This is a genomic window from Sphingomonas sp. FW306-05-A (assembly GCF_058782275.1).
The window spans coordinates 530,390-551,647 of record NZ_JBYSXN010000001.1 but is presented as its reverse complement, the minus strand read 5'-3'; the positions used below and the strand labels follow the sequence as shown (position 1 = coordinate 551,647).

General features: G+C 62.8%; 21 protein-coding genes and 1 tRNA gene. 7 read left to right on the top strand and 15 right to left on the bottom strand.

Translation table 11 applies throughout. The features are described from left to right. Nucleotides 1-21: 21 nt before the first annotated feature. The gene (locus AC3WJR_RS02495; protein WP_277967943.1) at nt 22-168 is read right to left on the bottom strand and encodes a lmo0937 family membrane protein; all 147 of its coding nucleotides are present in this window, start codon (nt 166-168) and stop codon (nt 22-24) included. A gap of 173 nt (nt 169-341) precedes the next feature. Here AC3WJR_RS02495 and AC3WJR_RS02490 point away from each other — a divergent pair. The 3 genes from AC3WJR_RS02490 to AC3WJR_RS02480 all read left to right on the top strand — a co-directional run bounded on the left by AC3WJR_RS02490 (nt 342) and on the right by AC3WJR_RS02480 (nt 1,080). Next, nucleotides 342-416 (top strand) — tRNA-Glu (locus AC3WJR_RS02490). Between the two features lie 86 nt (nt 417-502). After that, nucleotides 503-688 (top strand): DUF6538 domain-containing protein, encoded by a 186-nt coding sequence (locus tag AC3WJR_RS02485; protein WP_492722007.1) that lies wholly within the window; start codon nt 503-505, stop codon nt 686-688. Nucleotides 689-909: 221 nt separating this feature from the next. Next, a complete protein-coding gene (locus AC3WJR_RS02480; protein ID WP_492722005.1) occupies nt 910-1,080 on the top strand; it encodes a hypothetical protein in 171 nt (56 codons plus the stop codon). 223 nt (nt 1,081-1,303) lie between these two features. Here the strand turns inward: AC3WJR_RS02480 and AC3WJR_RS02475 are convergent, their stop codons facing one another. The 7 genes from AC3WJR_RS02475 to AC3WJR_RS02445 all read right to left on the bottom strand — a co-directional run bounded on the left by AC3WJR_RS02475 (nt 1,304) and on the right by AC3WJR_RS02445 (nt 9,664). Beyond that, on the bottom strand, nt 1,304-4,207 hold the full coding sequence (locus AC3WJR_RS02475; protein ID WP_492722003.1) for a TonB-dependent receptor: 2,904 nt from the start codon (nt 4,205-4,207) through the stop codon (nt 1,304-1,306). Between the two features lie 219 nt (nt 4,208-4,426). Beyond that, nucleotides 4,427-5,068: a M17 family peptidase N-terminal domain-containing protein gene (locus AC3WJR_RS02470; RefSeq protein WP_492722001.1), complete on the bottom strand. Its 642-nt coding sequence runs from the start codon at nt 5,066-5,068 to the stop codon at nt 4,427-4,429. A 90-nt stretch (nt 5,069-5,158) separates the two neighbouring features. Continuing rightward, nucleotides 5,159-6,358 carry an MFS transporter gene (locus AC3WJR_RS02465; protein ID WP_492721999.1) on the bottom strand — a complete coding sequence of 400 codons (1,200 nt, stop codon included), beginning with the start codon at nt 6,356-6,358 and terminating at the stop codon, nt 5,159-5,161. A gap of 70 nt (nt 6,359-6,428) precedes the next feature. Then, entirely contained in the window at nt 6,429-6,977 is a 549-nt protein-coding gene (locus AC3WJR_RS02460) for a helix-turn-helix domain-containing protein (protein ID WP_492721997.1), read from the bottom strand. 149 nt (nt 6,978-7,126) lie between these two features. Further along, entirely contained in the window at nt 7,127-7,756 is a 630-nt protein-coding gene (locus AC3WJR_RS02455) for a response regulator (RefSeq protein ID WP_354279671.1), read from the bottom strand. A 41-nt stretch (nt 7,757-7,797) separates the two neighbouring features. After that, entirely contained in the window at nt 7,798-8,400 is a 603-nt protein-coding gene (locus tag AC3WJR_RS02450; RefSeq protein ID WP_492721994.1) for a M17 family peptidase N-terminal domain-containing protein, read from the bottom strand. A 442-nt stretch (nt 8,401-8,842) separates the two neighbouring features. Then, complete coding sequence (locus AC3WJR_RS02445; RefSeq protein ID WP_492721992.1) at nt 8,843-9,664, bottom strand: alpha/beta fold hydrolase; 822 nt, start codon at nt 9,662-9,664, stop codon at nt 8,843-8,845. Nucleotides 9,665-9,741: 77 nt separating this feature from the next. On the opposite strand from AC3WJR_RS02445, the gene AC3WJR_RS02440 reads away from it, so the two are divergent. Together AC3WJR_RS02440 and AC3WJR_RS02435 are read left to right on the top strand one after the other, a co-directional pair. Beyond that, nucleotides 9,742-10,428, top strand: coding sequence for a response regulator transcription factor (locus tag AC3WJR_RS02440; protein ID WP_492721990.1), 687 nt, complete (start codon nt 9,742-9,744; stop codon nt 10,426-10,428). Nucleotides 10,429-10,508: 80 nt separating this feature from the next. Next, nucleotides 10,509-10,892, top strand: a complete 384-nt coding sequence (locus AC3WJR_RS02435; protein WP_492721988.1) for a response regulator transcription factor — start codon at nt 10,509-10,511, stop codon at nt 10,890-10,892. On the opposite strand, the gene AC3WJR_RS02430 is transcribed toward AC3WJR_RS02435, so the two are convergent. The 7 genes from AC3WJR_RS02430 to AC3WJR_RS02400 all read right to left on the bottom strand — a co-directional run bounded on the left by AC3WJR_RS02430 (nt 10,821) and on the right by AC3WJR_RS02400 (nt 19,938). Beyond that, nucleotides 10,821-12,452 (bottom strand): sensor histidine kinase, encoded by a 1,632-nt coding sequence (locus AC3WJR_RS02430; protein WP_492721986.1) that lies wholly within the window; start codon nt 12,450-12,452, stop codon nt 10,821-10,823. The genes AC3WJR_RS02435 and AC3WJR_RS02430 overlap by 72 nt on opposite strands. Before the next feature lie 129 nt (nt 12,453-12,581). After that, nucleotides 12,582-13,169: a carboxymuconolactone decarboxylase family protein gene (locus tag AC3WJR_RS02425; RefSeq protein ID WP_492721984.1), complete on the bottom strand. Its 588-nt coding sequence runs from the start codon at nt 13,167-13,169 to the stop codon at nt 12,582-12,584. Nucleotides 13,170-13,265: 96 nt separating this feature from the next. Next, a complete protein-coding gene (locus AC3WJR_RS02420) occupies nt 13,266-16,229 on the bottom strand; it encodes a sensor histidine kinase (protein WP_492721982.1) in 2,964 nt (987 codons plus the stop codon). A 168-nt stretch (nt 16,230-16,397) separates the two neighbouring features. Next, entirely contained in the window at nt 16,398-17,276 is an 879-nt protein-coding gene (locus AC3WJR_RS02415) for an alpha/beta fold hydrolase (protein ID WP_492721980.1), read from the bottom strand. Then, a complete protein-coding gene (locus AC3WJR_RS02410; protein ID WP_492721978.1) occupies nt 17,273-18,253 on the bottom strand; it encodes an MBL fold metallo-hydrolase in 981 nt (326 codons plus the stop codon). The genes AC3WJR_RS02415 and AC3WJR_RS02410 overlap by 4 nt, the downstream gene beginning before the upstream one ends. A gap of 86 nt (nt 18,254-18,339) precedes the next feature. Then, nucleotides 18,340-19,323 carry an alpha/beta fold hydrolase gene (locus tag AC3WJR_RS02405; protein WP_492721976.1) on the bottom strand — a complete coding sequence of 328 codons (984 nt, stop codon included), beginning with the start codon at nt 19,321-19,323 and terminating at the stop codon, nt 18,340-18,342. A 195-nt stretch (nt 19,324-19,518) separates the two neighbouring features. Continuing rightward, the gene (locus AC3WJR_RS02400) at nt 19,519-19,938 is read right to left on the bottom strand and encodes a DoxX family protein (RefSeq protein ID WP_492721973.1); all 420 of its coding nucleotides are present in this window, start codon (nt 19,936-19,938) and stop codon (nt 19,519-19,521) included. A 359-nt stretch (nt 19,939-20,297) separates the two neighbouring features. Between AC3WJR_RS02400 and AC3WJR_RS02395 the strand changes: the two genes are divergently transcribed. Then, nucleotides 20,298-20,957 carry a hydrolase gene (locus AC3WJR_RS02395; RefSeq protein WP_492724124.1) on the top strand — a complete coding sequence of 220 codons (660 nt, stop codon included), beginning with the start codon at nt 20,298-20,300 and terminating at the stop codon, nt 20,955-20,957. A gap of 4 nt (nt 20,958-20,961) precedes the next feature. Beyond that, nucleotides 20,962-21,216 carry a XapX domain-containing protein gene (locus tag AC3WJR_RS02390; protein ID WP_492721971.1) on the top strand — a complete coding sequence of 85 codons (255 nt, stop codon included), beginning with the start codon at nt 20,962-20,964 and terminating at the stop codon, nt 21,214-21,216. Nucleotides 21,217-21,258 lie beyond the last annotated feature (42 nt).

Genomic DNA, 21,258 nt, shown 5'->3' with positions numbered 1-21,258 from the left:
GCCACGCGCCGGCCGGCTAAACTAGATCGCCGAACGACCCTGCAGCAGGCGAACGACCACGACGACGGCCGCGATGACGAGCAGGAGATGGATCAATCCGCCGCCGATGTGAACCGCAAGGCCGAGTGCCCAAAGCACCAGCAGAATGACGACGATGGTCCAAAGCATATAAAGTCCCTTTTCAAAACCGGCCCCTCGCCGGAATGGGCAACATGTCACCCATCGTTAGCGGAACGTAACGCTGCCGAACCGGTTCCACGCGATCCGCGGATAGCAGCGACTGGCCAAAACGCCTGTTGACGCGGCGCGAGCGCGTGCGTAAGGACGCACCTCCCGCGCACGGCCCCTTCGTCTAGCGGTTAGGACGACGCCCTCTCACGGCGTAAGCACGAGTTCGATTCTCGTAGGGGTCACCATCTCGCCACTAAGTGGTTGAGAGTGGCAGAATACCAAGAAAATCAATGCTTCGTAAGGCGCCTGGTGCTACAAAAGGGTGCTACAAATGGGACGTCGCATGTCGCATTCCGTCAAGCGCAGCAAATTGCATATCGAGCAATTTCGCATGGTCGTTCCGAAGGACGTCCGCGGGGTCATCGGCAAAACCGAATGGACGGAATCGCTTCGGACCACTGACCATCTGATAGCTTGCAGAAAGCGCGCCAATCTGGTGGCCAGATACACTGCGTAGATCGCGGCAGCGCGAGAAGGAATCGCGGCAGCGCAAGCGGAGATCGCCCGTCACCGCTCGGTTGGGGTGCGGCTCTGGCAGAGCCTGCCAAACCGTTACCTGTCCCGATTGCCGTACCGCAACCTGTCCCGGTTGCCGTGGACAATCCTAGCCTCTCGGCGATGCGCCTGTCGGAAGGCCTGCAATACTGGATTAATTAGCGTCGTCCCCGCCAGGCGGCTGTGACCGAAGCTAGACGTGGTGTCGCCCGTTACATCGCCTTGTTCGGCGATGTCATCGTAGGCGACATCACCCGGGCGCAGGTGATCGAGTTCCGCAATCTCATTGCGGACATCCGCCTCAAACCGAACTCGCCAAGCTTGCCGCTACCCGCCGCACACTACGCTCGGTGATCGATCAGGCGCGTCAGAAACGGAAGATCTGGGAGGCGACGCGTCGACCTCGGGCAAGCGGGTGGTGCGCGATCTGGGTGATCTGACCGCCGAGGCACCCCCCCCCCAAGTCGCGTGCAGATTCTGTCCCTCCATCGCACGTGAAGCACCGTCAGCCTGGCCCGGAACCATTGCTGACGATAGGAGAACCGCAGCAGCAACAGGCGCTGACAGACGGTTCGATCTAGAAGCGAAATTGCAAACCTCCATAATATTGCGGCCCACTTTCACTGACCTCGGCAATGCTATCACTGCCGCCTTTGACGAAGACGTCTTTGGTCCCTGTGACATTCAGGGCCTGGAGCTTTATTCGCACACGTTCCGTCAGCTGATAGTGCGCGGAAAGGTTCAGATAGCCTGCCGCCAGAACGCTTCGGTTGGTACCCCCGTTGGGTTTCAGATAGGAGGAACGGTACCGGTAGCTCGCGCGCAACGAAAGTCTGCCGCGCTCCCAATAGGCGGTGCCGCTGGCGACGTAGCGCGACAGTCCAGGCAGGTTTGCCGGGTCGACGTAATTCCCGAGCGCTGATGTGTCGGGATATTGGAAATTGGCATCGGCGACATTCAGCGAACCGGTCACGCCAAAGCCGCTCAACAGGCCCGGGGCCCAGGTCAGCGCATGCGAAGCGGACACCTCGACGCCATACAAGTGACGAATCTGTGGATCATTGGCAGGGGCTATTAGGTTCACCGAATAATCGCGCAGCCCCGCAGGCCGTCCATCGACGATTGTGTTCACGTCGATTGCGGTCGGGATTGCCCCCACGCCCGAGATGACGGTTCCGCGCAACCATTTTCCGTAGACGGCGGCGGAAAGAACGGTGTCGCGCGACGGGTAGAATTCTAGGCTGGCGTCCGCGTTCCACCCCCGCAGCGGCTTGAGCCCAGGGTTCCCGCTCGTCGCATTGAACGTGACCGTATCCGAACCGCCGGAACCGGCGGATGGATTGAGATTGATCCCCGCCCCGAAGGACTCGATCCCGGTTCTTGCCAAGGCTCTGTAGACAGCAAGCCGCAACTTCGTCGTTCGCGAAAGGTCGAACGCAACGTTCGCACTAGGGAGCCAGTACCGGTACGCGCCGCCCAGCGTATCGGTTGAAATCGAACCGGTCGGATCAGCTGCAACCGTATAATTGTCGGCCGCGGAATCAATCGTCACTACGAAGGGCAGCCGATAGCCGATGGAAGTAACCGAGGTCTCGACGTAGCGGACGCCAAGGTTCCCGCTGAACGGCGTTGATGCGAACGAACCCGCAAAGCTCGCCATGGCGTACAGAGCGGTGATCCGCTCACGGACATTTATATCGCTCGGGTCGCGCCGGTCGTTTGGAAAGGGCAACGCGCCGTCGCTGCCGGCGAATGCTCTGAACAGACAGGCATTGCCGAAGGTAGCCCACTGCTTGGGAGCATCGGTCGCCGGGAAATAGCTCGAAGAGGGAAAAGGCGTGCGGCAGGCCAGATTGGCGTCGTTGATGATCTCGGCGACCGATCGACCGCCGGACGGCACGAGCGTATTGAGATCACTGTTCGCGTTTTGCGCCAGGGTTCGACGCTGTTCGGAGTAACGTGCGCCCACCTTCATGGCGCGAAGAAAGCCATCCAGTGCGCGTTCTACATCAAATCTGGCCGCATAGATGTCGTCGCGACGGTCGGTCGCGAGCCGGTTCCGAGCGTAGACGGCGGTTGCTGCGGTGTTACCAAAATTGGCCGGATCGGTCACGTCAAAGCTATCGAACATGATCGCCGGAACGAAAGGGCTGTTCCGGTAATCGAGCGTGTACCCGACGCGCGTGTTCGAGCGCATGCGCGTTTGCTGCTGGGTCTCGGTGCGATGCGATTTGGAAAGGCTGACGTCGCCTTCGACTGTCCAGCGGCCCGGGGTCCACCGTGTGGTTGCCCCAACCCCTAAATATGTCTCGTCTCGCAATCGGCGCTCTAGCTGGTCCTCCAGAAAAGAATTACCGGAATAAGCGATCAACGCGCCTTTCGACCAGCCGTTGCTGCCATCACCAACGAGGATCGGCGAGACGCCGCGCAGACCCTCGGTTATCTGAAGGACGTTTCGATTCTCGGTGGACTGCCGGCGGGAATATTGGCCGTCCACGGTGATATCCAGATTGGACGCCGGTCTCCATTCCAGCGTCCCAAAGGCCGCATTTCTGAGCTCGCGTGTTTTTTGCTCACGGAAACTCCTGGACTGGGTCGCGTAATAGACTTGCCCGACCTTTTCGCGGATGCCTGACCGCGCCGCAGACGCGTTCGCGCAATTCGCGCTCGCACCTGCAGCGGACAGCTGCGAAGCCGTCCCGCGGACGAGCGTACCGTTGGAAGCAGAGGTCGTGCACGGCACGAAGTTCGCGTTGCCGTTGTAATAGTCCTCTGGCGCGGCACTATCCTGCCGCCGCAACCCGATCGAAATGCCGATGTCACCGACCGCGGTCTGGAACTGGTCGAGATAGGTGACATAGGCTCTGTAGCCGACACCGTTTCGGCCGCGGATCGCGTCATCCTTCGGAAAGTAAGAACCCAGTATCTCACCCGTCAGACGCGCGCGTTTCGCGTCCAATGGGCGGGCGGTGCGAAGGTCGATAACGCCTCCGATCCCGCCCTCCAAAAAGTCTGCCTGCTGGGTCTTGTAGACCATGACCGCGCTGATCAGCTCGGACGGAAATTGCTGGAAGCTTACGGAACGATCGACACCAGCCGCCGATGCCTCCCGCCCGTTGATGGTCATGAAATTGAGCGTGGGTCCGAGCCCCCGCACCGAGGGGTCGTTCGCATTGCCCTTGAAGCGATCGGCCGTCACGCCCGGAATGCGCTCCAGCGTATCCGCCACGGAATTGTCGGGAAGAGCACCGATTTCGTCGTCGACGATGCCATCGGCGATGACGGTCGCCCGCCGCTTCACATCGATGGAGTTGCGCTGCTCCTGCCGTGCACCCGTCACGACGATGTCGCCCGAAGCGTTTGCGCCGTCGGTCGACGATATCGATCGGTCGAGCGCCTGCGCGTTCGCACCGCCGACGACGAGCCTTGCGAAGACCAGACAGCTCAGGCTGTTGGAAAATAGTCGCGCGACAGCCGCCACCCGACACCCTTCCCCCGTTTGTTCCCCATGGCGCAGAATTAGCATGATCGGGCTAGCCCAACACCACCCTTTCGGGTGGACGGCAACGATGGTCGTTGGGCGCAGAATCCCTGCGCTCAATACCGTTGTTTGGGTTGGCCACGAAAGATCGCTAGAAAGGGGACCATGCAGCGGAATCCCGCGCCGCGGGATCCGGTGTATTGCGGCAATCGGCTGGAATTACGACCGGACCGGAGGGCCTTGACAGCAACCTGAGGCCGACACGCTGTCCCGTAACGCAGCTGCGAATTCCGCCACAGCGTCCTCGTATCGCGCGACGCCAACGTCGAACACCCATTGGCGCACCGAACTGTCGCGCGCGAGTGCCTCGTCTCGCAGCCATGCCCGTTTGGCAATCGCGCTGGTCAGCGCACCTATCATCTTTGCAGCAGCGCCCGCAGTCTGTGCTCCGGACAGGCCGCTATCGAGCATGCTAGGCGCGAAGGCGACGCTGGTTAGTCGCATCAGAACAGCCGAAGCGTAGGCAGTCGATACTGCGCCAGCCATCACGTCAGTCGACCAATCGTCAGGATCGCCGAGGCCCACGACGAGTATCGCAGCGGCCTCTACCGCATCCGGCGGATGATCGATCAGCAGGATCTCACCCCGTTCCGCGCGGAAGACACCATTCGCGCGCGCGACGAGGAGCCTTCCGGAAAGCGCGGCATCAAGATGGGCAAGGCCGCCACCGGGCCGATCGCCGCGCGCTTCACGCGTAAACATGCAGGCGCACGAGAGGTCCACCGTCGCGGCAACGCCGTCCCAGGCCGCGACCTCGATTCCAACGCCCAGATGGTCGCCAACGGATCTATGCTTCGCCATCGCTAATTCCCACCCAACTGCGGCATCATAGTCTCCGACGCCGCGATCAGTCCGCCAACGTGCCCTCCTGCAACAGCGATCTGCACCGCGTCAGCGCCGATGGAGCAGGCTTCGCGCCTGCAATGCTACGGCCAGCAGCGACAGGACGACACCGAGCAGCGACACCGCTTGCCATCCCCCGAAACCCCAGACAGCAGTGGCCGCTGCCGAACCGGCGGCACCGCCAAGGAACATCGCTCCCATGAAAATCGTGTTCAACCGCGCGCGTGCTTCCGGGCGAAGCGCGTAAACAACATGCTGGTTGGAAACGAGGGCACTCTGGACCGCGAAGTCGAGAACGATCACCCCCACGACAAGGCCCGGCAAGCTCAGCCAGAGACCGAAGATCGCCCACGAAACCAAGGTCAGCAACGCGCCGAACGCGATCACGCCGTGCGGGCCGCGCTTGTCCGCAAAGCGACCGGCGATGGGCGCTGCCAGAATACCGACTGCGCCCACCACGCCGAACAAGCCGGCGACATCGGCTCCAAGGCCAAAGCGCGGTTCCTGAAGATGCAACGCGAGAATCGTCCAAAAGGCAGTGAATGCGCCGAACAGCAGGGCTTGGGTCACAGCTGCGAGCCGCAGATCGGCGAAATCCATCCAGAGATGACGAAGCGAGACGAGCAGGCCTCGATAGGTCATGCGGCTGTCGGGTCGGCTGACCGGTAACTTGACCAGCATGAGGGCCCCGGCACCGAGCGCCATGGGTACGCCGAGCCAGAACATCTCGCGCCAGCCGGCATGGGTGGCGACAAGTCCGGCAAGCGTCCGGCTGAGCAATATGCCACAAAGGACCCCTGACATCACGGTCCCGACTGTGGCCCCCCGCTTCTCGGGCGAAGACAGATGCGCCGCAAATGTCACGATCTGCTGCGCGACGGTCGCCGCGACACCGAGCAACAGCGACGCCAGCAAGACCAACCAGACGTTGGGTGCCAGCGCTGCCGCGACGAGCGCCACGGCGAGCACCGCGAACTGGATCACGATCATCCGCTTGCGCTCGGCCAGGTCGCCGAGTGGCACGAGCAGGAACAGTCCTGCTGCGTACCCGAACTGGGTCGCGGTCGGGATCAGGCCAGTCGCACGTCCGGGAAGGTCACGTTCCATCACGCCGAGCATCGGCTGGTTGTAATAGATATTCGCGACCGCCACGCCCTTGGCAATCGCCATCGCAAACTTCATGCAGGCGCTGATCCCGGCTGGCGTTGGCACAATCGCGGCGTGTTCTGCTTGCGTCGAGGTCGTCATGGCACGGCTCCTGCGGCGCACCGCTCAAGTTAAACGGTTGGGTAGCGGCTGGCTCCCCGTCCCGGTTGCTTCAGGCAGTGCGCCAGGTGCGCCGCCATGCGAGCGGCGTTTCATTCAAGACGCGGCGGAAGAGGCGTGTGAGATGCGCCTGGTCGGTCATGCCGCATGCGCACGCAATGTGGCTGAGTGTGTCGTTCGTTTCGAGCATGAGCCGTTGCGCGCGAAGGATGCGTTGCCGAACAATGTAGCCGTGCGGCGTCTCGCCGGTGCTGGTCTTGAAGGCACGGCAGAAGTGGCCGGGGCTCAGTTCGGCAACGACTGCGAGATCGTCGATCAGGATGGTGCCGTCGAGTTCTTCCTCGACATAGGCGCGCACGCGCTTCAGTTGCCAGGGTGCCAGGCCGCCCTTCGTCGCGTTGGCCGGTGCCGGCGCACTCTCGACCGAGGGGCGCTCGAGCGTGTCGGCGTTGCCCAGAAGCGTCGAGGCCTCGTCAAGACAGCGCCGCGTGAAAGAGGGATCGACCTCGATGGATCGGCGCGCCTGTCCGAGCAGATCAAGGAGATAGGGCGGAAGCGCCTGCCTCGGTGTAGCGCCCTTTTCGATTACATTGAGCAGCATAGCGTAGTCCCCCAGCCGTGGATGGCAGGATCACTATCGAGCGGGTTGCCCCCGAAATGAATCGAACAGGGGTAGCGTCCGCACCCCATCAAAGGCCTGCGCACCCCAACCAAAAGTTCTAGGGGGTGGCTGGTCCGCTCCGCGCAGCCTCAGAGGTCGATGACGCCGCGCCGTGCTGCGATGGTCACTGCGTGCGTTCGGTCGGCAGCGCCGAGCTTGGAATAGATGATTTTCAGATACCCTTTGATCGTGTCTTCAGCGAGGCCGAGCTTGGCCGCGATCTGCCTGTTGGAGTTGCCTGCCGCAGCGAGCGTCAAGACTTGCGACTCGCGTCCGGACAAGACGTCTTCGGCCAGGTGCAGGGCGATTTCGGTCGCGATTGCGGATGAAAGGTGTTTGGCGCCGCCGTGCACGGAGCGGATTGTCTCCAACAGCTCCTTTCGCATGCTGCTTTTCAACAAATATCCAACGGCTCCCGCCCGCAAGGCGCGCATTGCCTGCGCATCGCCAGAATAGGTGGTGAGCACGATGATCCGCGACGACGGGTGCACGCTCCGCAGCGTTTCGATCGCGGCAACACCGCCCATCCCGGGCATTTGCAGATCCATCAGGACGATATCGGGCTGATGGATTTGATAGAGCTCGATGGCTTGTTCGCCCGTCTCGGCTTCCGCCACGAGTTCGAGGTCGCCCTGGGTTTCGATGACGGCGCATACGCCTTCGCGCAGGAGCGGATGATCGTCGACGACCATGATTCGAATGCGATCGGGCTTGGTCATGTTACGCGCTTTCCATCTCCCCGGCGAAAACGGGCGAATATCTATTGTTCCCAAACCAGAGCGAACGCCATGCGGAATTCGTCTGCTAGAACGGCGGCCTCCGCAGGCGGCGCGACGAATGACCAGCGCTCGAGCCGTCCCGGCTGCGCGCTCAAGACATCGATAATGCCACGCAGGATCGCACGGGTGCTCGCAGCGGCTTCGAATCGTGTGCCGCCGGTCACCAGACGCGCCGGTGCAAAAGCTGCGTGCCCACCGCTTAGGCGAACCGCTTGGTTCGCCGCCGAACGCAGCGCTCGGCGGGTATGCGACGCGACGCTTCTCCCTGTCGGGCCGAGGCCGAGAAGCAGCACGCCCTTTGCTTTGATCGGGGCGGGTGGTGACGAGAGGAATAGCGTCTCGCCCCACTTTCCAGCGAAGATTCCGTCCGCACGCAACCGTGCGATCGCGTCGTGCATCGCATGGTCGAGCCCCTCGACTGCGGCTGCAAGCTCAGCGCCGGCTGGCGTACGCGAACAGATGCCGACGATCGCCAGATCCGCCGCAATCGTCGAAAGTTCACCGGCAACGACATCGAGTGCGGTGCCGCAGCATCGACCGATCGGCAGGATCGAATCAACGGGCACATGCCGATCATTCGACATCCGAGGCTCCTCCTGCGCGGCCCGTACCCCTCACGTTTTACTCTCCCCCCAACGACAGCCCCCCATGGGACAACGTTTAGGTCACGGATGGCGGGTGCGCGTCTTGGACGTACATGACGTCTTCGCAGCGACGCCTGGAACCGAGACCTTCTCAGTCCCGTGAGGGCGCCACACCCGGCCAAAAACGCCGAGCCAAGCGCCACTGCTGCACCTCCCGCGGTTCGGAGCGGACACCACCCCGGCGGCGACCACGGTCCGGCCAGATACGCCCCTATCCCGACGATCGCGTCGTCGCCTGCTGCCACGTTTTCCCAAACCGTTACCCGCGAGCAAATGATGCGAACGCACACCAGGGCCCCGATCCATGGGATCGCGACCCTGGGGCCCTTGCGGAGCGGGGCAGCGGGGGAGGAACTGCCCTGCAGCCCGGGGGCGCGGCGTCCTAGCTCCGCAGGAAGGCGAGGAGATCGGCGTTGTACCGATCCTTGTGGGTAAAGGTCAGCGCATGTGGAGCGCCCTCGTAGACAAGGAATTGCGAGTGGGGGATCAGCCTGTGCGCGGCCGCGCCAGTAGGCGCGATCGGCACGACCTGGTCGGCCGCGCCGTGGACGATCAGCGTGGGCATGGTGAAGGCCGCCATGTCCGGTCGAAAATCGCTTTCCGAGAATGCACCGACGCAGTCATACGTGCCCTTGATGCCGCCCATCAACGCGATCTGCAGCGTCTGCTTGAATACGCCTTGAGAGACGGCACCCGGGTTCTGGTTGGTGCCATAGAACAGCGCGTTGAAATCATCGAGAAACTGCGGACGATCGGCGAGCAGACCCTTTCGGATCCCGTCGAAAATCTCCGCCGGCGCGCCTTCGGGGTTGTCGTCCGCCTGGATGAAGTACGGGGTCACCGCAGAGGTCAGGCAAGCCTTCGCTACCCGAGTACCCTTATACTTCGAGATGTAGCGCGCCACGTCGCCGCCGCCCATCGAGAAACCGACAAGCGTCACGTCCTCGACGCCGGCGGCGTCTAGGACCAAGGCGATATCGTCGGCAAAGGTATCATAGTCGTAGCCGTCCCACGGCTGGCTCGAACGACCGAACCCGCGGCGGTCATGCGCGATCACCCGGTAGCCGTTCATGCCGAAGAACATCATCTGCTGCTCCCACATGTCAGCACTCAGCGGCCAGCCGTGACTGAAAAATACCGCCGGACCGGTCCCCCAATCCTTGTAATAGATTTCCGTGCCGTCCTTGGCAGTTACGTAGGGCATCGTTAAGGTCTCCAAGGATCGCGGGCAGCGCGACCTTCCACCGACTTCATAAAGACTAGGCTCCCTAGGGAGATTGTATGGACGGCACCGATTTTGCGCGAACCGAACCTCAAGACATGACTACACCGCCAGTCCCCGAGCCGAGCGCGATGGTCATCATTGTCGATGACGATCTGCTGGTGCGAACCGCGCTCGACAGCCTCTTTCGGTCGGTTGGGTTTGCAACACGGCTCTACGCAAGCGGTCGGGAGGCGCTCGCTGACACACTCCCCGACATGGTATCGTGTGTCGTCACCGACGTGCGGATGCCGGAGATTGGCGGCTTCGAATTTCAGACCGCGTTGAATGCCCGCGGGGCCGAGATACCGGTGATCTTCATGACCGGGCATGGGGACATCCCGATGAGTGTTCGCGCCATGAAGGCCGGCGCGATCGACTTCTTGAGCAAGCCGTTTCGGGATCAGGATATGCTCGACGCTGTCGGCGCGGCGATCGAGCGAGCTCGCCTTCACCGCGAAGCAAGCCGCGGGAATGCCGAAGCAAAGTTCCGCTACGAAACCCTCACGCCGCGCGAACGCGAGGTTATGGACGGCGTCGTAAGAGGCCTGCTCAACAAGCAGATCGCCGGCGAGCTTGGTATTGCGGAAATGACCGTAAAACTTCATCGATTGAGCTTGATGCGGAAAATGGGCGTGAAACGGGTTCCCGATCTATTACGGCTTTCCGATCTGATTAAGGCCCCGGTGAATTACGACCGATCCTAAACCTTCGTTGGGGATCGCTAACGCCGGCACGTTCCCGTAACCGCTGTCGGATGGTATCCTTTTTTCGGGGGAGCGGCGTTTTGGGCAATCGCCTCATTGCTATTGTCGATGATGATCCGCTCGTCCGTTCGGCGACAACAAGCTTGCTGCGATCGTTCGGTTATGATTGCCACGCCTTCGGTTCCGCCGAAGAGTATCTGCGCCACACCGGGTTCGCCTTTGATTGCGTTGTGAGCGACATTCAGATGTCTGGCATGTCCGGCGTCGAATTGGCGAACCTGCTGCACAAACAATCCATGGCGCCCCCTATCATCCTCATCACGGCCTATCCGGAAGCGCGCGCCGCCAATGCCAAGAATACCGGTGTGGTCGTGGAACTGCTCGAGAAGCCACTAGACGGCCAGGCGTTGCTGGGCGCCGTCCGAATGGCCATCGGCACCCCCGATCGCGCTGAGGGCGATTAGCGGAAGGGTCACTTCCGCGATGGCGCCACCGCCCGTGCCGTTGCGGCGCGAAATGGAGCCGTCATGCCGGTCGACGACCATTTTCGCGATAGAGAGACCGAGGCCCATTCCCGTCCGCTTGGTCGTGAAAAAACTGCCAAAGACCTTGCCGGCTTCTGCCGGATCCCAGCCTGGCCCCGCATCCGCGACCGTCACGACGGCCTGGTCATCCTTCTGATCGAGCGTGAGCGTCACGATCCTGCGATCGGGCGGCGTGTTCACCATCGCTTGGATGGCATTCGTGATCAGGTTGATGAGGACCTGTTTTAGGAGAATCCGATCGCCGTTGACCGTCAGCGTCTCCTCGGTCGCCGGGATGATCATGATCCGAGCACCGTGCTCGGCGGCCTCTCGTCGCATCAGCGCAACGGTGGTTGCTATCAGACCCTCGAGCTCGATTTCGCAGAGCTCGATACGCGATTCCCCGACGAGCGCACGCACCCGCTGCATCACCATTCGGGCGTGCTGAACGCCGAGGGTAAGTCCCGCCAGCGCGTCGCGCGCCTCGTTGAGGTTCGGCGGGCTCCTGGTGAGCCACCGGCTGGCCGCATCGGCATAACTCTGGATCGCGGACATCGGCTGATTGAGCTCGTGCGCGATCGACGCAGACATTGCTGCGACGGCACTTGTTCGATGGGAATCCGCAAGTTCCTCGCGGGTTCGTAAGATCTGGATCTCGAGCGCGCGGCGGTGGGAGACGTCGAGAATTGAGCCCGGGACGCGGTCGAGCGACGCATCGGGGCCGAGGCCGAATGCAACGATGACCTGTCGTGGAGCACCGTTCAACGGCATCACGATCGCCTCTGTCTGGAACAGTGGGCGCCGTTCGTCGATCGCAACGATGCATTCGGCGAAGCTATCGTCGGTTTCGGGCAAAAAACCGCTCAAATGACTGAAGAAGTCCTGCTTGCTGGTCACGCCCATCATCGTCAGCGCGGTTGCGTTGACATCCGTGATCCGAACCGACCGCCGCATCTGGACCACGAACTTGGGATGCTCGGCGACATACCGCCGAATGTCGGTCACGCCGCTTTCCCGCAAGCGCGTCAATTCGGCAACGATCGGCGTGAAATCATGCTCCCAGATCGCAATCGCCAATGTATCGAAGACGATGCGAAAGCGTCGGTCGCCGCGCTCTTTCGATGAGTTTATCGACTGATTGCGCAGCAGCAGGAACGTCGTGACGAGCAGGACCGTCAAGCTGATCCCGAGGTGGGCCAACGCAAGCGGCGGCGCGCCATAGCTCTCGAAGATACAGTAGCCGAGCATCGCCAAGGCTACGCAAATCGTCGCCCACGCAAGGATCGCGGTCCTGCGCACCGGTCCGCCGACGCTGGATCCGATCAGCAATACCAGCACATAGAGACTGGCGACGGCCAGATCATCTGTCGTGAACGCATCGAACCAGAAGATGAAGGCTGCCAGGGCCGCAGCGAGTGCGGATTCCTTTCCCGGACCGCGCCGCGCGCGTCGACCTGGCGTCTGCCACGTAAACCCACGGATGAGCGGCTGAAATATCATGCATCTATTTTACCGGTCGTGGCGGATGGAGCAGCCCCCCAAAGCGTTGTCCGACACCACCCGATCGGGTGTCCTCGCTTTGCCGTGACGCCGATCCTCCGTGGCGCGATGCAAGCGCGCTACCCGCGCTCAGCCCGAGGAAACACCAACGTCGGCCCGTGGAACCGGGACGGCGAAACCGTTGAGCGTCATCGATACGAAGCAATAATGGCCGACCAGATAGATGAGCTCATTCGCCCCGGCCTGCCCGAAGCGCGACACGGCCAACGCGTAGAGCGGATCGGGCAGTACGCCGCCCCGCAACAACGCCTTCGCGACGTCATGCGCGACTGCTTCGGCATCGTCGAGATCTTCCGGACGTTCCCCCGCCGCAAGCGTCGCCAACCGCCGCTCGGACATGCCGTGCTTGCGCGCCGCGACCGCACCGTGTGCGTAGGTTTCATAGGCGGCGCCGAAATGCGCGCCGGTCACCAGGATCGCAATCTGGCGAGGACCGTCGGGAATGCGCCGGGCCTTCGTCATGGCTTGCGTCACGCTCCAGAAGGCCTCGCCAAGCTCTGGATCGTGAAGCCATGCATTCCATGGGCCGAGCAACGCGCCGTCGTCGCGGCGGGTGACGAAGGCATCATATTTCGACGCGACACCCGCGGTCATTGCGTCGAACAGGGGCAGTTGCTCGGGGGTGACCTGGTCGGGAGCAATAGGGGGCAGTCGCATGCGCATCTCCTTTGGCGCGACGCTAAACGCCCTTCGCGGCGTGCGATACGCGCGCCAGGAGGTTTGCATCGCACCGATGCAAAGAATGTTTCGTTTCTACAAAATGGCTTTGGCCCGCCTCGCCCAAGGCCATAGCGATCGCGCCCGATAGGCGATGCGCGCCGGAACCCGCACATGGATCGTCGTCCCCCCTTCCGGTCGGCTCTCGATAAGAAGGCGCCCACCGAGCTGCTCTGCGCGCTCCCGCATCCCGAGCAGACCGAAGTGACCGTCGCGGCCGCCCGCCGCGATGATCGTGGGAGCGATACCGATCCCATCGTCGCGAACGAAAATGTCGAGCGCGAGGGCACCGTGATCTAACTCGACAACGACGTTCCCGGCCCGCGCATGGCGTTCGACATTGGACAAGGCCTGACCGACGATCGCCACGAGTTCATCGACGACGGGCGCGCAAACGGGTCTGGTGCCGCCGCGAACACGCAGGTCCACGCTATCATAGCCGAGTGCCGCGATGCGCTGCTCGATGTCACCCGGCTGAGCGGCGCGAAGATCTCTCACCCGTTCGCGACTCTCGATCATGACATCGTCGCCCCGCTCGAGCACCTGTTCGATCATCGCACGAGCACGGGTGTTGCTTGGGATCACTTCGGCGACCGCCTGAAAACGGAGGATGAGACCCTGGACGCCTTGAAGGAGGGTGTCATGCAGTTCGCGCGCGATCCGTTCGCGCTCCTCGACCCGCGCCTCGACCCGATTGCGAACACGTTCCGCAATACTGCGGGTCCGCCACCGCAGCAAAGCGAGCGCGATGGCCACGACCGCGAGGATGACGACGATCGTAAACCACCAGGTCTCAAAGAAGAACGGCGCGATCTCAAAGGAAACAGAGGCGCCTCTCCGGTTCCACACCCCGTCGCCATTCGCCGCGACAACCTCGAACGTGTAGTGCCCCGGGCGGAGGTTGCTGTAGTAGGCGACCCGCTGCAGATCCGCGTTGGACCATCGCCGGTCCAACCCGATCAACCTGTACTGGAAGTGGTTGGCGCGGGGGTTGGTGAGGCTCAACGCCGTGAATGCGATCGATAGGCGTCCCGTCCCGGCAGGAAGCCGGACGGTCGCGCCCGAGACGTCCACGGCGCGCTCGTCTGCCGTAAACGATCGGATCGCAACGGGCGGCGGAAGATCGTTGCGGACGAGCCGTCGCGGATCGACCCATGCCAACCCCTGGTTCGTCACGAACCACAGCTTTCCGGCGGAATCGAGCGTGATGTCGTTTCGATCGTAGCCGGTCGCAGCGGCGTGCAGTCCGAGATCCTCCCCGATGGAGAAGGCGGACAGCTTCCGGCTCGGCGTGTCGAACGTCGCCATCAGGTCGGACGTCTTGATCCGAGCAATGCCCTTGGCCGAGATCACCCAGGTCGTTCCGTCGGCGAGCGGCTGGATCCCCGTGACGTTGGCGAAAAAGGGATGCGACCGGTCGTCGATCACGCGAAACGTTCGACCGTCGAACAGCGCGATCCCGTGCTCGCCGCCGATCAGCCAGCGATGTCCGTCGCGGGCGAGGGTCTTCATGAAGCCGATCGGAATACCGCGGCCCTGCCACAGCGTGGTCACGCGACCGGCGTGCCATAACCGCAGTCCATTAAGCGCCCGATAGGACAAAAGGTCGCCCGGCGCGGGCGATCGCATCATCATCGCGTGCCCCAACGCCGTTAGCGGCCCGGAAACCTTGTCGATCTTCGTGCCGTGCAGATGGTAGAGGTCGAGCGCGCTTATCCACCAACCGCCAGCGCCATCGCTCGCGCAGGCAACCGGGGCTGCATCGTCCGGGCGGCGGATGTCGGTGCGCGTGACCGTCTTGCCGACCTTTTCGAAAATGCCGCGGCTCGTCAGGACCAGGACGTTTCCTTCACGTGCCGCACAGAAATCCGTGATCTGTCCCGGAAAGGTCAGCGCCAGCTCGGGATCCCTACCGTCCGGCTGAAGCATAAAAATACCGGTAGAGGTGCCAAAGTACAAAGGCCCGCCCGGTCGCGTCGGCACGAACGTCGTGATCGTTTGCGGGGCTTTGGTATAGAGATTGATGTCGGGTTCGGAGAGACGGTCCAGGCTGCGCTCGCCTCCGACCCAGATGTTACCTTCGCGGTCTCGATACAGCGATAGCGGGACGCCCGAGGTGATGCCCTGGAGCGTGTCGAACCGGATTCCTTCCGCCCTGCCGGCCGTCAACGCGCGCAGCGACGCCGCCTTGACCCGGATCAGTCCACTGTCCTGCCGGGTAACCCACAGGTCCCCGCCGCGATCCATCAGGATTTTCAGTCCGACCCAACTTTGTTTGATCGGCGGCAGCGGCAAGGCGGCGCCAACGCCGTCGACACGATGGACGCTGTCTGTATCGATGATCCAGGCATCGCCGCGGGCATCCTTCTCGAGCCGACCGGATTGCGACGTTGTACCCCGTTGTCGGACGAGCTTTCCGACGCGATCGCGCACATAGACCGAGGGAAAAGACGCCAGGAGCACAGTGGGGCCAGGCATTGGGAGAATATCGAGTAACCGCGCAGTCGGCATGTCGCGCCCACTCTCGAGCCAATGCCACTTTCCGCGCGCGTAGTATCGCAGAAAATTGCCCCGCAAGCTGGTTGAGTAGACCCAGATCGCGCCGTCTTCGTCCTGCGCGATGGTGGAAACGGCGCCGGTCGGGCTGCGATCGTTCGCCGACCGCAACTGACCGCGATGATATCTCGCGACCCCGCCATAATCGTACCCGACCCAGAGATCACCATCACGCGCAGCAAGCAGGGCCGTCACCTGGAGCGATCGCGCCGGATCGCGGTCTGCGGGTTCGATCCGCTCGAACGTGATGCCGTCGAACCGGTAGAGGCCGGTAGCGGATCCCAGCCACAGGAACCCGTCGCTGGTTTGCGCGATCGCCAGAATATGCGATGGAGCGCCCTCGTTGCTGGTCCAGCGCGCATGCCGCATGCGCTCGACCGGCGTGTCGGACGCATTGGCGACACCGCTTCCCACGATCGCGGTAAAGGCGATCAGCGCGATCACCTCCCTTAGCCAGGAGAGGACCAACCGAGTCAGTCTGGGCTTGCGGGTAGATTTCGGCACGACCCAGTTACCCCGAAACCGCAGTCGGATCATACGAGGAATCAAAGCCTGGCGAACTGGGCAAGCGCGTCGCCTCGGGATGCAGAGGAAGGTCCACCGTCCGGAGGGTCAGGCGCCATTTTCCTGTTCGCCCCATCCTTGAAGAAACTCGAGAAGCAGCGCGTTTACCAGCTCCGGGCGCTCTTCATGCGGAAGATGGCCGCAGCGTTCGATCGGCACGGCCCGCAGGTTCGCGGCCATCTCGCCCCAAACCTTGGGCATGTCGAACATTTCGCCGACGGCGCCGAAATTCGCCCCCCACAGCGCCAGCGTCGGACAGGCGATCTTGACGTCTGCATCCGCGAGGTCCTGCGCGACATCCTCGGCGTTGGCCCGGTAATCCGCCATCGCGCCGCGGACTGCGCCCGGCGCGCGATACGCGCGAACATAAGTGTCGAACGCCTCCCCGCTGATCGCCGCCGGGTCATAGGTCCAATCCGAAAAAAACCAGCGGAGCCACGGCTCTTCTTTCCCCGCGATCAGCGTTTCGGGAAGGTCCGGGATCAGGTGGAAGAGGAAGAACCAATAGGCTTTGGCAATGCGAGAATCGAGATCGCGCGCCACGATCCGCGTCGGGACATTGTCCATAACCACCAGCCGATCGACCCGATCGGGAAAATCCTTGGCAAAACGGGTGGCGACCCGCGCCCCACGGTCATGGCCGACGAGCGCGACCTTCTCGATCCCCAGCATGTCGAGCAGCGCCGCGATGTCACGCGCCATGGTACGCTTGTCGTAGCCCGAGGCCGGCTTTTCGGTCTCGCCATACCCGCGCAGATCGGGAACGATCAGGCGGTAGAGCTCGCCCAGCACCGGGATCTGGTGTCGCCAGGCATAATTGGTCTCGGGGAAGCCGTGGAGCAGCACGACCGGCGCCCCCTGCCCCGCATCGATAAAGTTCTGCCGAATGCCGTTGGCGCGGCGGGTATGGTTCTCCAGTCGGATCACGGCTGTATCCTGTTGAGGCTGTAATTCAGCGGAACCCATTCGAAGCTATCGGGCCCCGTGCGCCTGATATGTCCGATGCCCGGGAAGGAGATGTGCGCGCCGGCAACCCACCATCCCTTGGCCGCCGCGGCGGCAAGCGCTGTCTCGCGCGAGCCGACCGCGGACGCGGCGTCCGTGTCGTATTTTATGGCGATGTGCGGTTCCGGAATCTGCGCGGGCATCACGTGGACCGTGTCGCCCCAGATGAGCAGCGTCTGCCCCCGGCTCTGCACGAGATACTGTCGATGCCCCGGGGTATGCCCCGGCGCTACGACGGGTGTGATACCGATTGTGAGGGGCGCCTCGCCCTCGAACGGCTTGAACCGTCCCGCGGCAATGTAGGGTTTGAGAACCTGTTCGGCGCCATCGAACATCGGACCGAGGATCGCCGGCACCTTCGCGCGATTGGCATCGTTGAGCCAGAAGTCCGCTTCCGCCTTCGAGACGCGGACGATAGCGCGGGGGAAGACCATCTGGCCACCGCGCATCAGACCGCCGACATGGTCGCGATGGAGATGCGTCAGATATATCTCATCGACCTGCTCCGGACTGAAGCCAGCCGCTTTGAGGCTGGAGACGAGAAGGCCGCCATCGCGTCCGTACAGGTCACCGGCACCGGTATCGATCAGCACGAGCTTGTCGGTCGTCTTGACGAGGAATGCCGTGATCATCCCTTCGACCGGGGACTTGAGATAGGCCTTGTCGAGGAGCCGCTGCATCTCTCCGGGTTTCGCGCCTACCGCGAGGCCGGTCGCATCGAACGGATGCGTACCGTCGAGCAAGGCGATCACCTCGAAATCGCCAAGCTCGAACCGATAATAGCCCGGTGCCTGTTTCGGCGCCAGGACGGGCGGCGATGCTTGCTGCGCGGACGCTGCCGCGGAGACGACGCTGACGCCGACGAGGACGAGCACCGCAAGCGCACTGGCGCAGCGCATCACTTGGACGCCGCGACGGCCTTGACCGCCTCTTCGATCATCGCGGCGACCTTTTTGGAATGCGACAGGAGCGAGGCCATACGTTCTCATCCCTTGATGAAGGTCAGGATGTCGGGGTTGAGAATATCGCCGTTGATGGTGAGCATACCGTGCGACAGTCCTGGATAGATTTTCAGGCGATTGTTCGGGAGCAGCTTGGCCTGCAGCAGGGACGCATCCTTGAACGGGACGATCTGGTCATCGTCGCCCTGCAGGACGAGAGTCGGCACCTTGATCGCCTTCAGATCCTCGGTCTGGTCGGTCTCCGAGAAGGCCTTGATGCAGTCGTAATGCGCTTGCGCGCCGCCCATCATGCCCTGACGCCACCAATTCTGCCGCACGCCCTCGATCACCGACTTGCCCGGCCGGTTGAAGCCGTAGAACGGGATCGGAACCTGCCAGTAGAAGTCGGCGCGGTTGGCGGCGAGCTGCGTCCGGAAACCATCGAACACCGAACGCGGCAGGCCGCCGGGATTGGATGGGGTCTGGAGCATGATCGGCGGAACCGAGGCGACCAGCACGACCTTGGCGACCTTGCCTTGCCCGAAGCGCGCGACGTAGCGCGCCACCTCGCCGCCACCCGTCGAATGCCCGATATGGATTGCGTCGCGAAGACCAAGCTTTTTGACGACCGCGTCGACGTCGGCCGCATAGGTGTCCATGTCATTGCCGGTCGAGGTCTGCGTCGAACGGCCGTGGCCGCGCCGGTCCATGGCGATCACGCGGTAGCCGTGTGACGAGAAATAGAGCATCTGCCCATCCCAGTCGTCGGCGCTGAGCGGCCAGCCGTGATGGAAGAAGATCGGCTGCCCCCGCCCCCAGTCCTTGTAGTACAGACGCGAGCCGTCGGCCGCGGTCGCATACCCATCGCCGACGGGGCCGGAACTCGGCGTACCGCCTGTTGCCGCCTGCGCGGCGTCGGGCAAGGTTGTCGAAAGCGCTGCGGCCCCAACGGTGAGTCCGGCTCCGGCAAGGATGCCGCGACGGGTAAAGTCAGCACCCTGACCGTTCGAAGCGTCATGGTCATGCATAGTCGTCTCCTGTTCTTGAATTCGGAGACGGTCTGAAGCGTGCGCTTGCCGCGCGATTGTCGAAGCTGGCGGAAATTGGCACGAAACGAACGCGAAGCACGCGGTGTCGCTCGGCAATCGCGAACGGTGTCCTGCCCGCACGAAAAGACCGGACAGTTGCCTGCCCGGTCTGCTCGTCCGGCCTTTGCGAAAGGATCAACGCCGCGCGTCGAGGCTCCAAGCACCGCCGCCCAGCGCGATGACATTGAGCAAGCCGCCGGCGATCGCCACGTTCTTGAAGAAGTGAATGAACTGGTTCTGGTCACCCAGCGCCGAGTGGAAAGCGAGCGCGGTCGCGATCGAAAAGACGGCGAGAATGGCCGCCACCAGACGCGTGCGGTAGCCAAGCACCAATGCGGCACCGCCGACCAGTTCAATTAGCAGCGCGATCGCAAGTGCAACCTGCGGAAGCGGAAGGCCTGCGGATTGAATGTACCCGATCGTCGCGGCGGGTGCCGCGACCTTCGACAGACCACTCAGGATGAAGATACCAGCGATCCCGATGCGTCCTGTGAGGGACAGCGCCGCGGCGGAATTCGTCGTCGGATTCGAAGCGTTGAACGGAACAGTTGCCATTGAAAGTCTCCAGTCGGAGGCGAACCCCTGTTCGCCGCTGACCGCACAGATGGCATCCGCGGATCCGTTCCGACAGTGGAACAAAGTCCTGCCTTTCGTTCGATAATCTAGAAATGCCGGAGCATTCCGCTCGCCGGAACCTTCGTCGAAGGTTTCGACGTCCTTCGACGAGCACGGCCCCGGGCGCATCCCCCAAAACCGCCGCCGTTCGCATCACGATCGTCCAAGACTCCGCCAGTCTGCTCGATCAAAACACCTCCGACCAGCAAGACCGGCCAACGCGGCGCTGGCGCTTGAGAAAGCGCCGAGCGGACGCCCTTGCCGTCACCGAATTTGCCTTCACAAAACGGGAGATCCGCATGTCCATCACCGCCACCGCAACGCCCGGCAAGACGCTCATCGCGCCGAGCGATCACACGCTTATCCTTATCGATTTTCAGTCGCAGATGGCCTTCGCGACCAAATCGATCGATACGACCCTGCTGCGCAACAATGCTGCGCTCATCTCGCATGCGGCGAAGATCTTCGACGTCTCGACCATCCTCACCACGGTCGCCGAGGCATCGTTCTCCGGCCCGATGTTCTCCGAGATCACCGAGGTTTTTCCCGGCCAGAAGCTCTTCGACCGCACATCGATGAACACCTGGGAAGACGCCCCGGTGATCGAGGAGGTCAACCGGATCGGAAAGCAGCGGATCGTCCTTGCCGGCCTGTGGACCGGCGTCTGCATCGTCGGGCCCGCCGCGTCGGCAATCGACCAGGGGTTCGAGGTCTACTTCATCTCCGACGCTTGCGGCGACGTGTCGACCGAAGCGCATGAGCGCGCCTGCCAGCGCATGATCCAGCTTGGCGCGATCCCGCTGACGTCGGTCCAGTATCTGCTCGAGCTGCAGCGCGACTGGGGCCGCACCGAGACGTACGATGCGGTCACCGGCGCGGCCAAGAAGCTCGCAGGTGCCTATGGTCTCGGCATCACCTACGCCAAGACCATGTTCGGCGCCTCGGAAGGCGGGCACTGAGGTCGTGCGGCCGTACCTTATCTCGCTCGCGGCGGGTGTGCTCGTCGGCGTGATTTACGCCTTGATCAAGGTACGGTCGCCGGCCCCGCCGACAATCGCATTGGTCGGGCTGGCGGGCATCCTCATCGGTGAACAAGCCGTCCCGCTCGTGAAGAGCCTGTGGTCGAGCAAGGAAAAGGCGGCGGAGATCCATGCCGCCTGCAACAACCACGTCTTCGGCAAGCTTCCCGCCAATACCGACACGGACGCCGCCGCGTGACGCTCAGCAGGCGTGACACTCTTCTCGGCGGCGCGGCGGTTA

Excerpts from the sequence above, each read along its gene's own strand:
- AC3WJR_RS02495 (WP_277967943.1), bottom strand. The coding sequence starts at position 168 with ATGCTTTGGACCATCGTCGTCATTCTGCTGGTGCTTTGGGCACTCGGC.
- AC3WJR_RS02485 (WP_492722007.1), top strand. The coding sequence starts at position 503 with ATGGGACGTCGCATGTCGCATTCCGTCAAGCGCAGCAAATTGCATATC.
- AC3WJR_RS02470 (WP_492722001.1), bottom strand. The coding sequence starts at position 5,068 with ATGGCGAAGCATAGATCCGTTGGCGACCATCTGGGCGTTGGAATCGAG.
- AC3WJR_RS02465 (WP_492721999.1), bottom strand. The coding sequence starts at position 6,358 with ATGACGACCTCGACGCAAGCAGAACACGCCGCGATTGTGCCAACGCCA.
- AC3WJR_RS02460 (WP_492721997.1), bottom strand. The coding sequence starts at position 6,977 with ATGCTGCTCAATGTAATCGAAAAGGGCGCTACACCGAGGCAGGCGCTT.
- AC3WJR_RS02455 (WP_354279671.1), bottom strand. The coding sequence starts at position 7,756 with ATGACCAAGCCCGATCGCATTCGAATCATGGTCGTCGACGATCATCCG.
- AC3WJR_RS02450 (WP_492721994.1), bottom strand. The coding sequence starts at position 8,400 with ATGTCGAATGATCGGCATGTGCCCGTTGATTCGATCCTGCCGATCGGT.
- AC3WJR_RS02445 (WP_492721992.1), bottom strand. The coding sequence starts at position 9,664 with ATGCCCTACGTAACTGCCAAGGACGGCACGGAAATCTATTACAAGGAT.
- AC3WJR_RS02440 (WP_492721990.1), top strand. The coding sequence starts at position 9,742 with ATGGACGGCACCGATTTTGCGCGAACCGAACCTCAAGACATGACTACA.
- AC3WJR_RS02430 (WP_492721986.1), bottom strand. The coding sequence starts at position 12,452 with ATGATATTTCAGCCGCTCATCCGTGGGTTTACGTGGCAGACGCCAGGT.
- AC3WJR_RS02425 (WP_492721984.1), bottom strand. The coding sequence starts at position 13,169 with ATGCGACTGCCCCCTATTGCTCCCGACCAGGTCACCCCCGAGCAACTG.
- AC3WJR_RS02410 (WP_492721978.1), bottom strand. The coding sequence starts at position 18,253 with ATGCGCTGCGCCAGTGCGCTTGCGGTGCTCGTCCTCGTCGGCGTCAGC.
- AC3WJR_RS02405 (WP_492721976.1), bottom strand. The coding sequence starts at position 19,323 with ATGCATGACCATGACGCTTCGAACGGTCAGGGTGCTGACTTTACCCGT.
- AC3WJR_RS02400 (WP_492721973.1), bottom strand. The coding sequence starts at position 19,938 with ATGGCAACTGTTCCGTTCAACGCTTCGAATCCGACGACGAATTCCGCC.
- AC3WJR_RS02395 (WP_492724124.1), top strand. The coding sequence starts at position 20,298 with ATGTCCATCACCGCCACCGCAACGCCCGGCAAGACGCTCATCGCGCCG.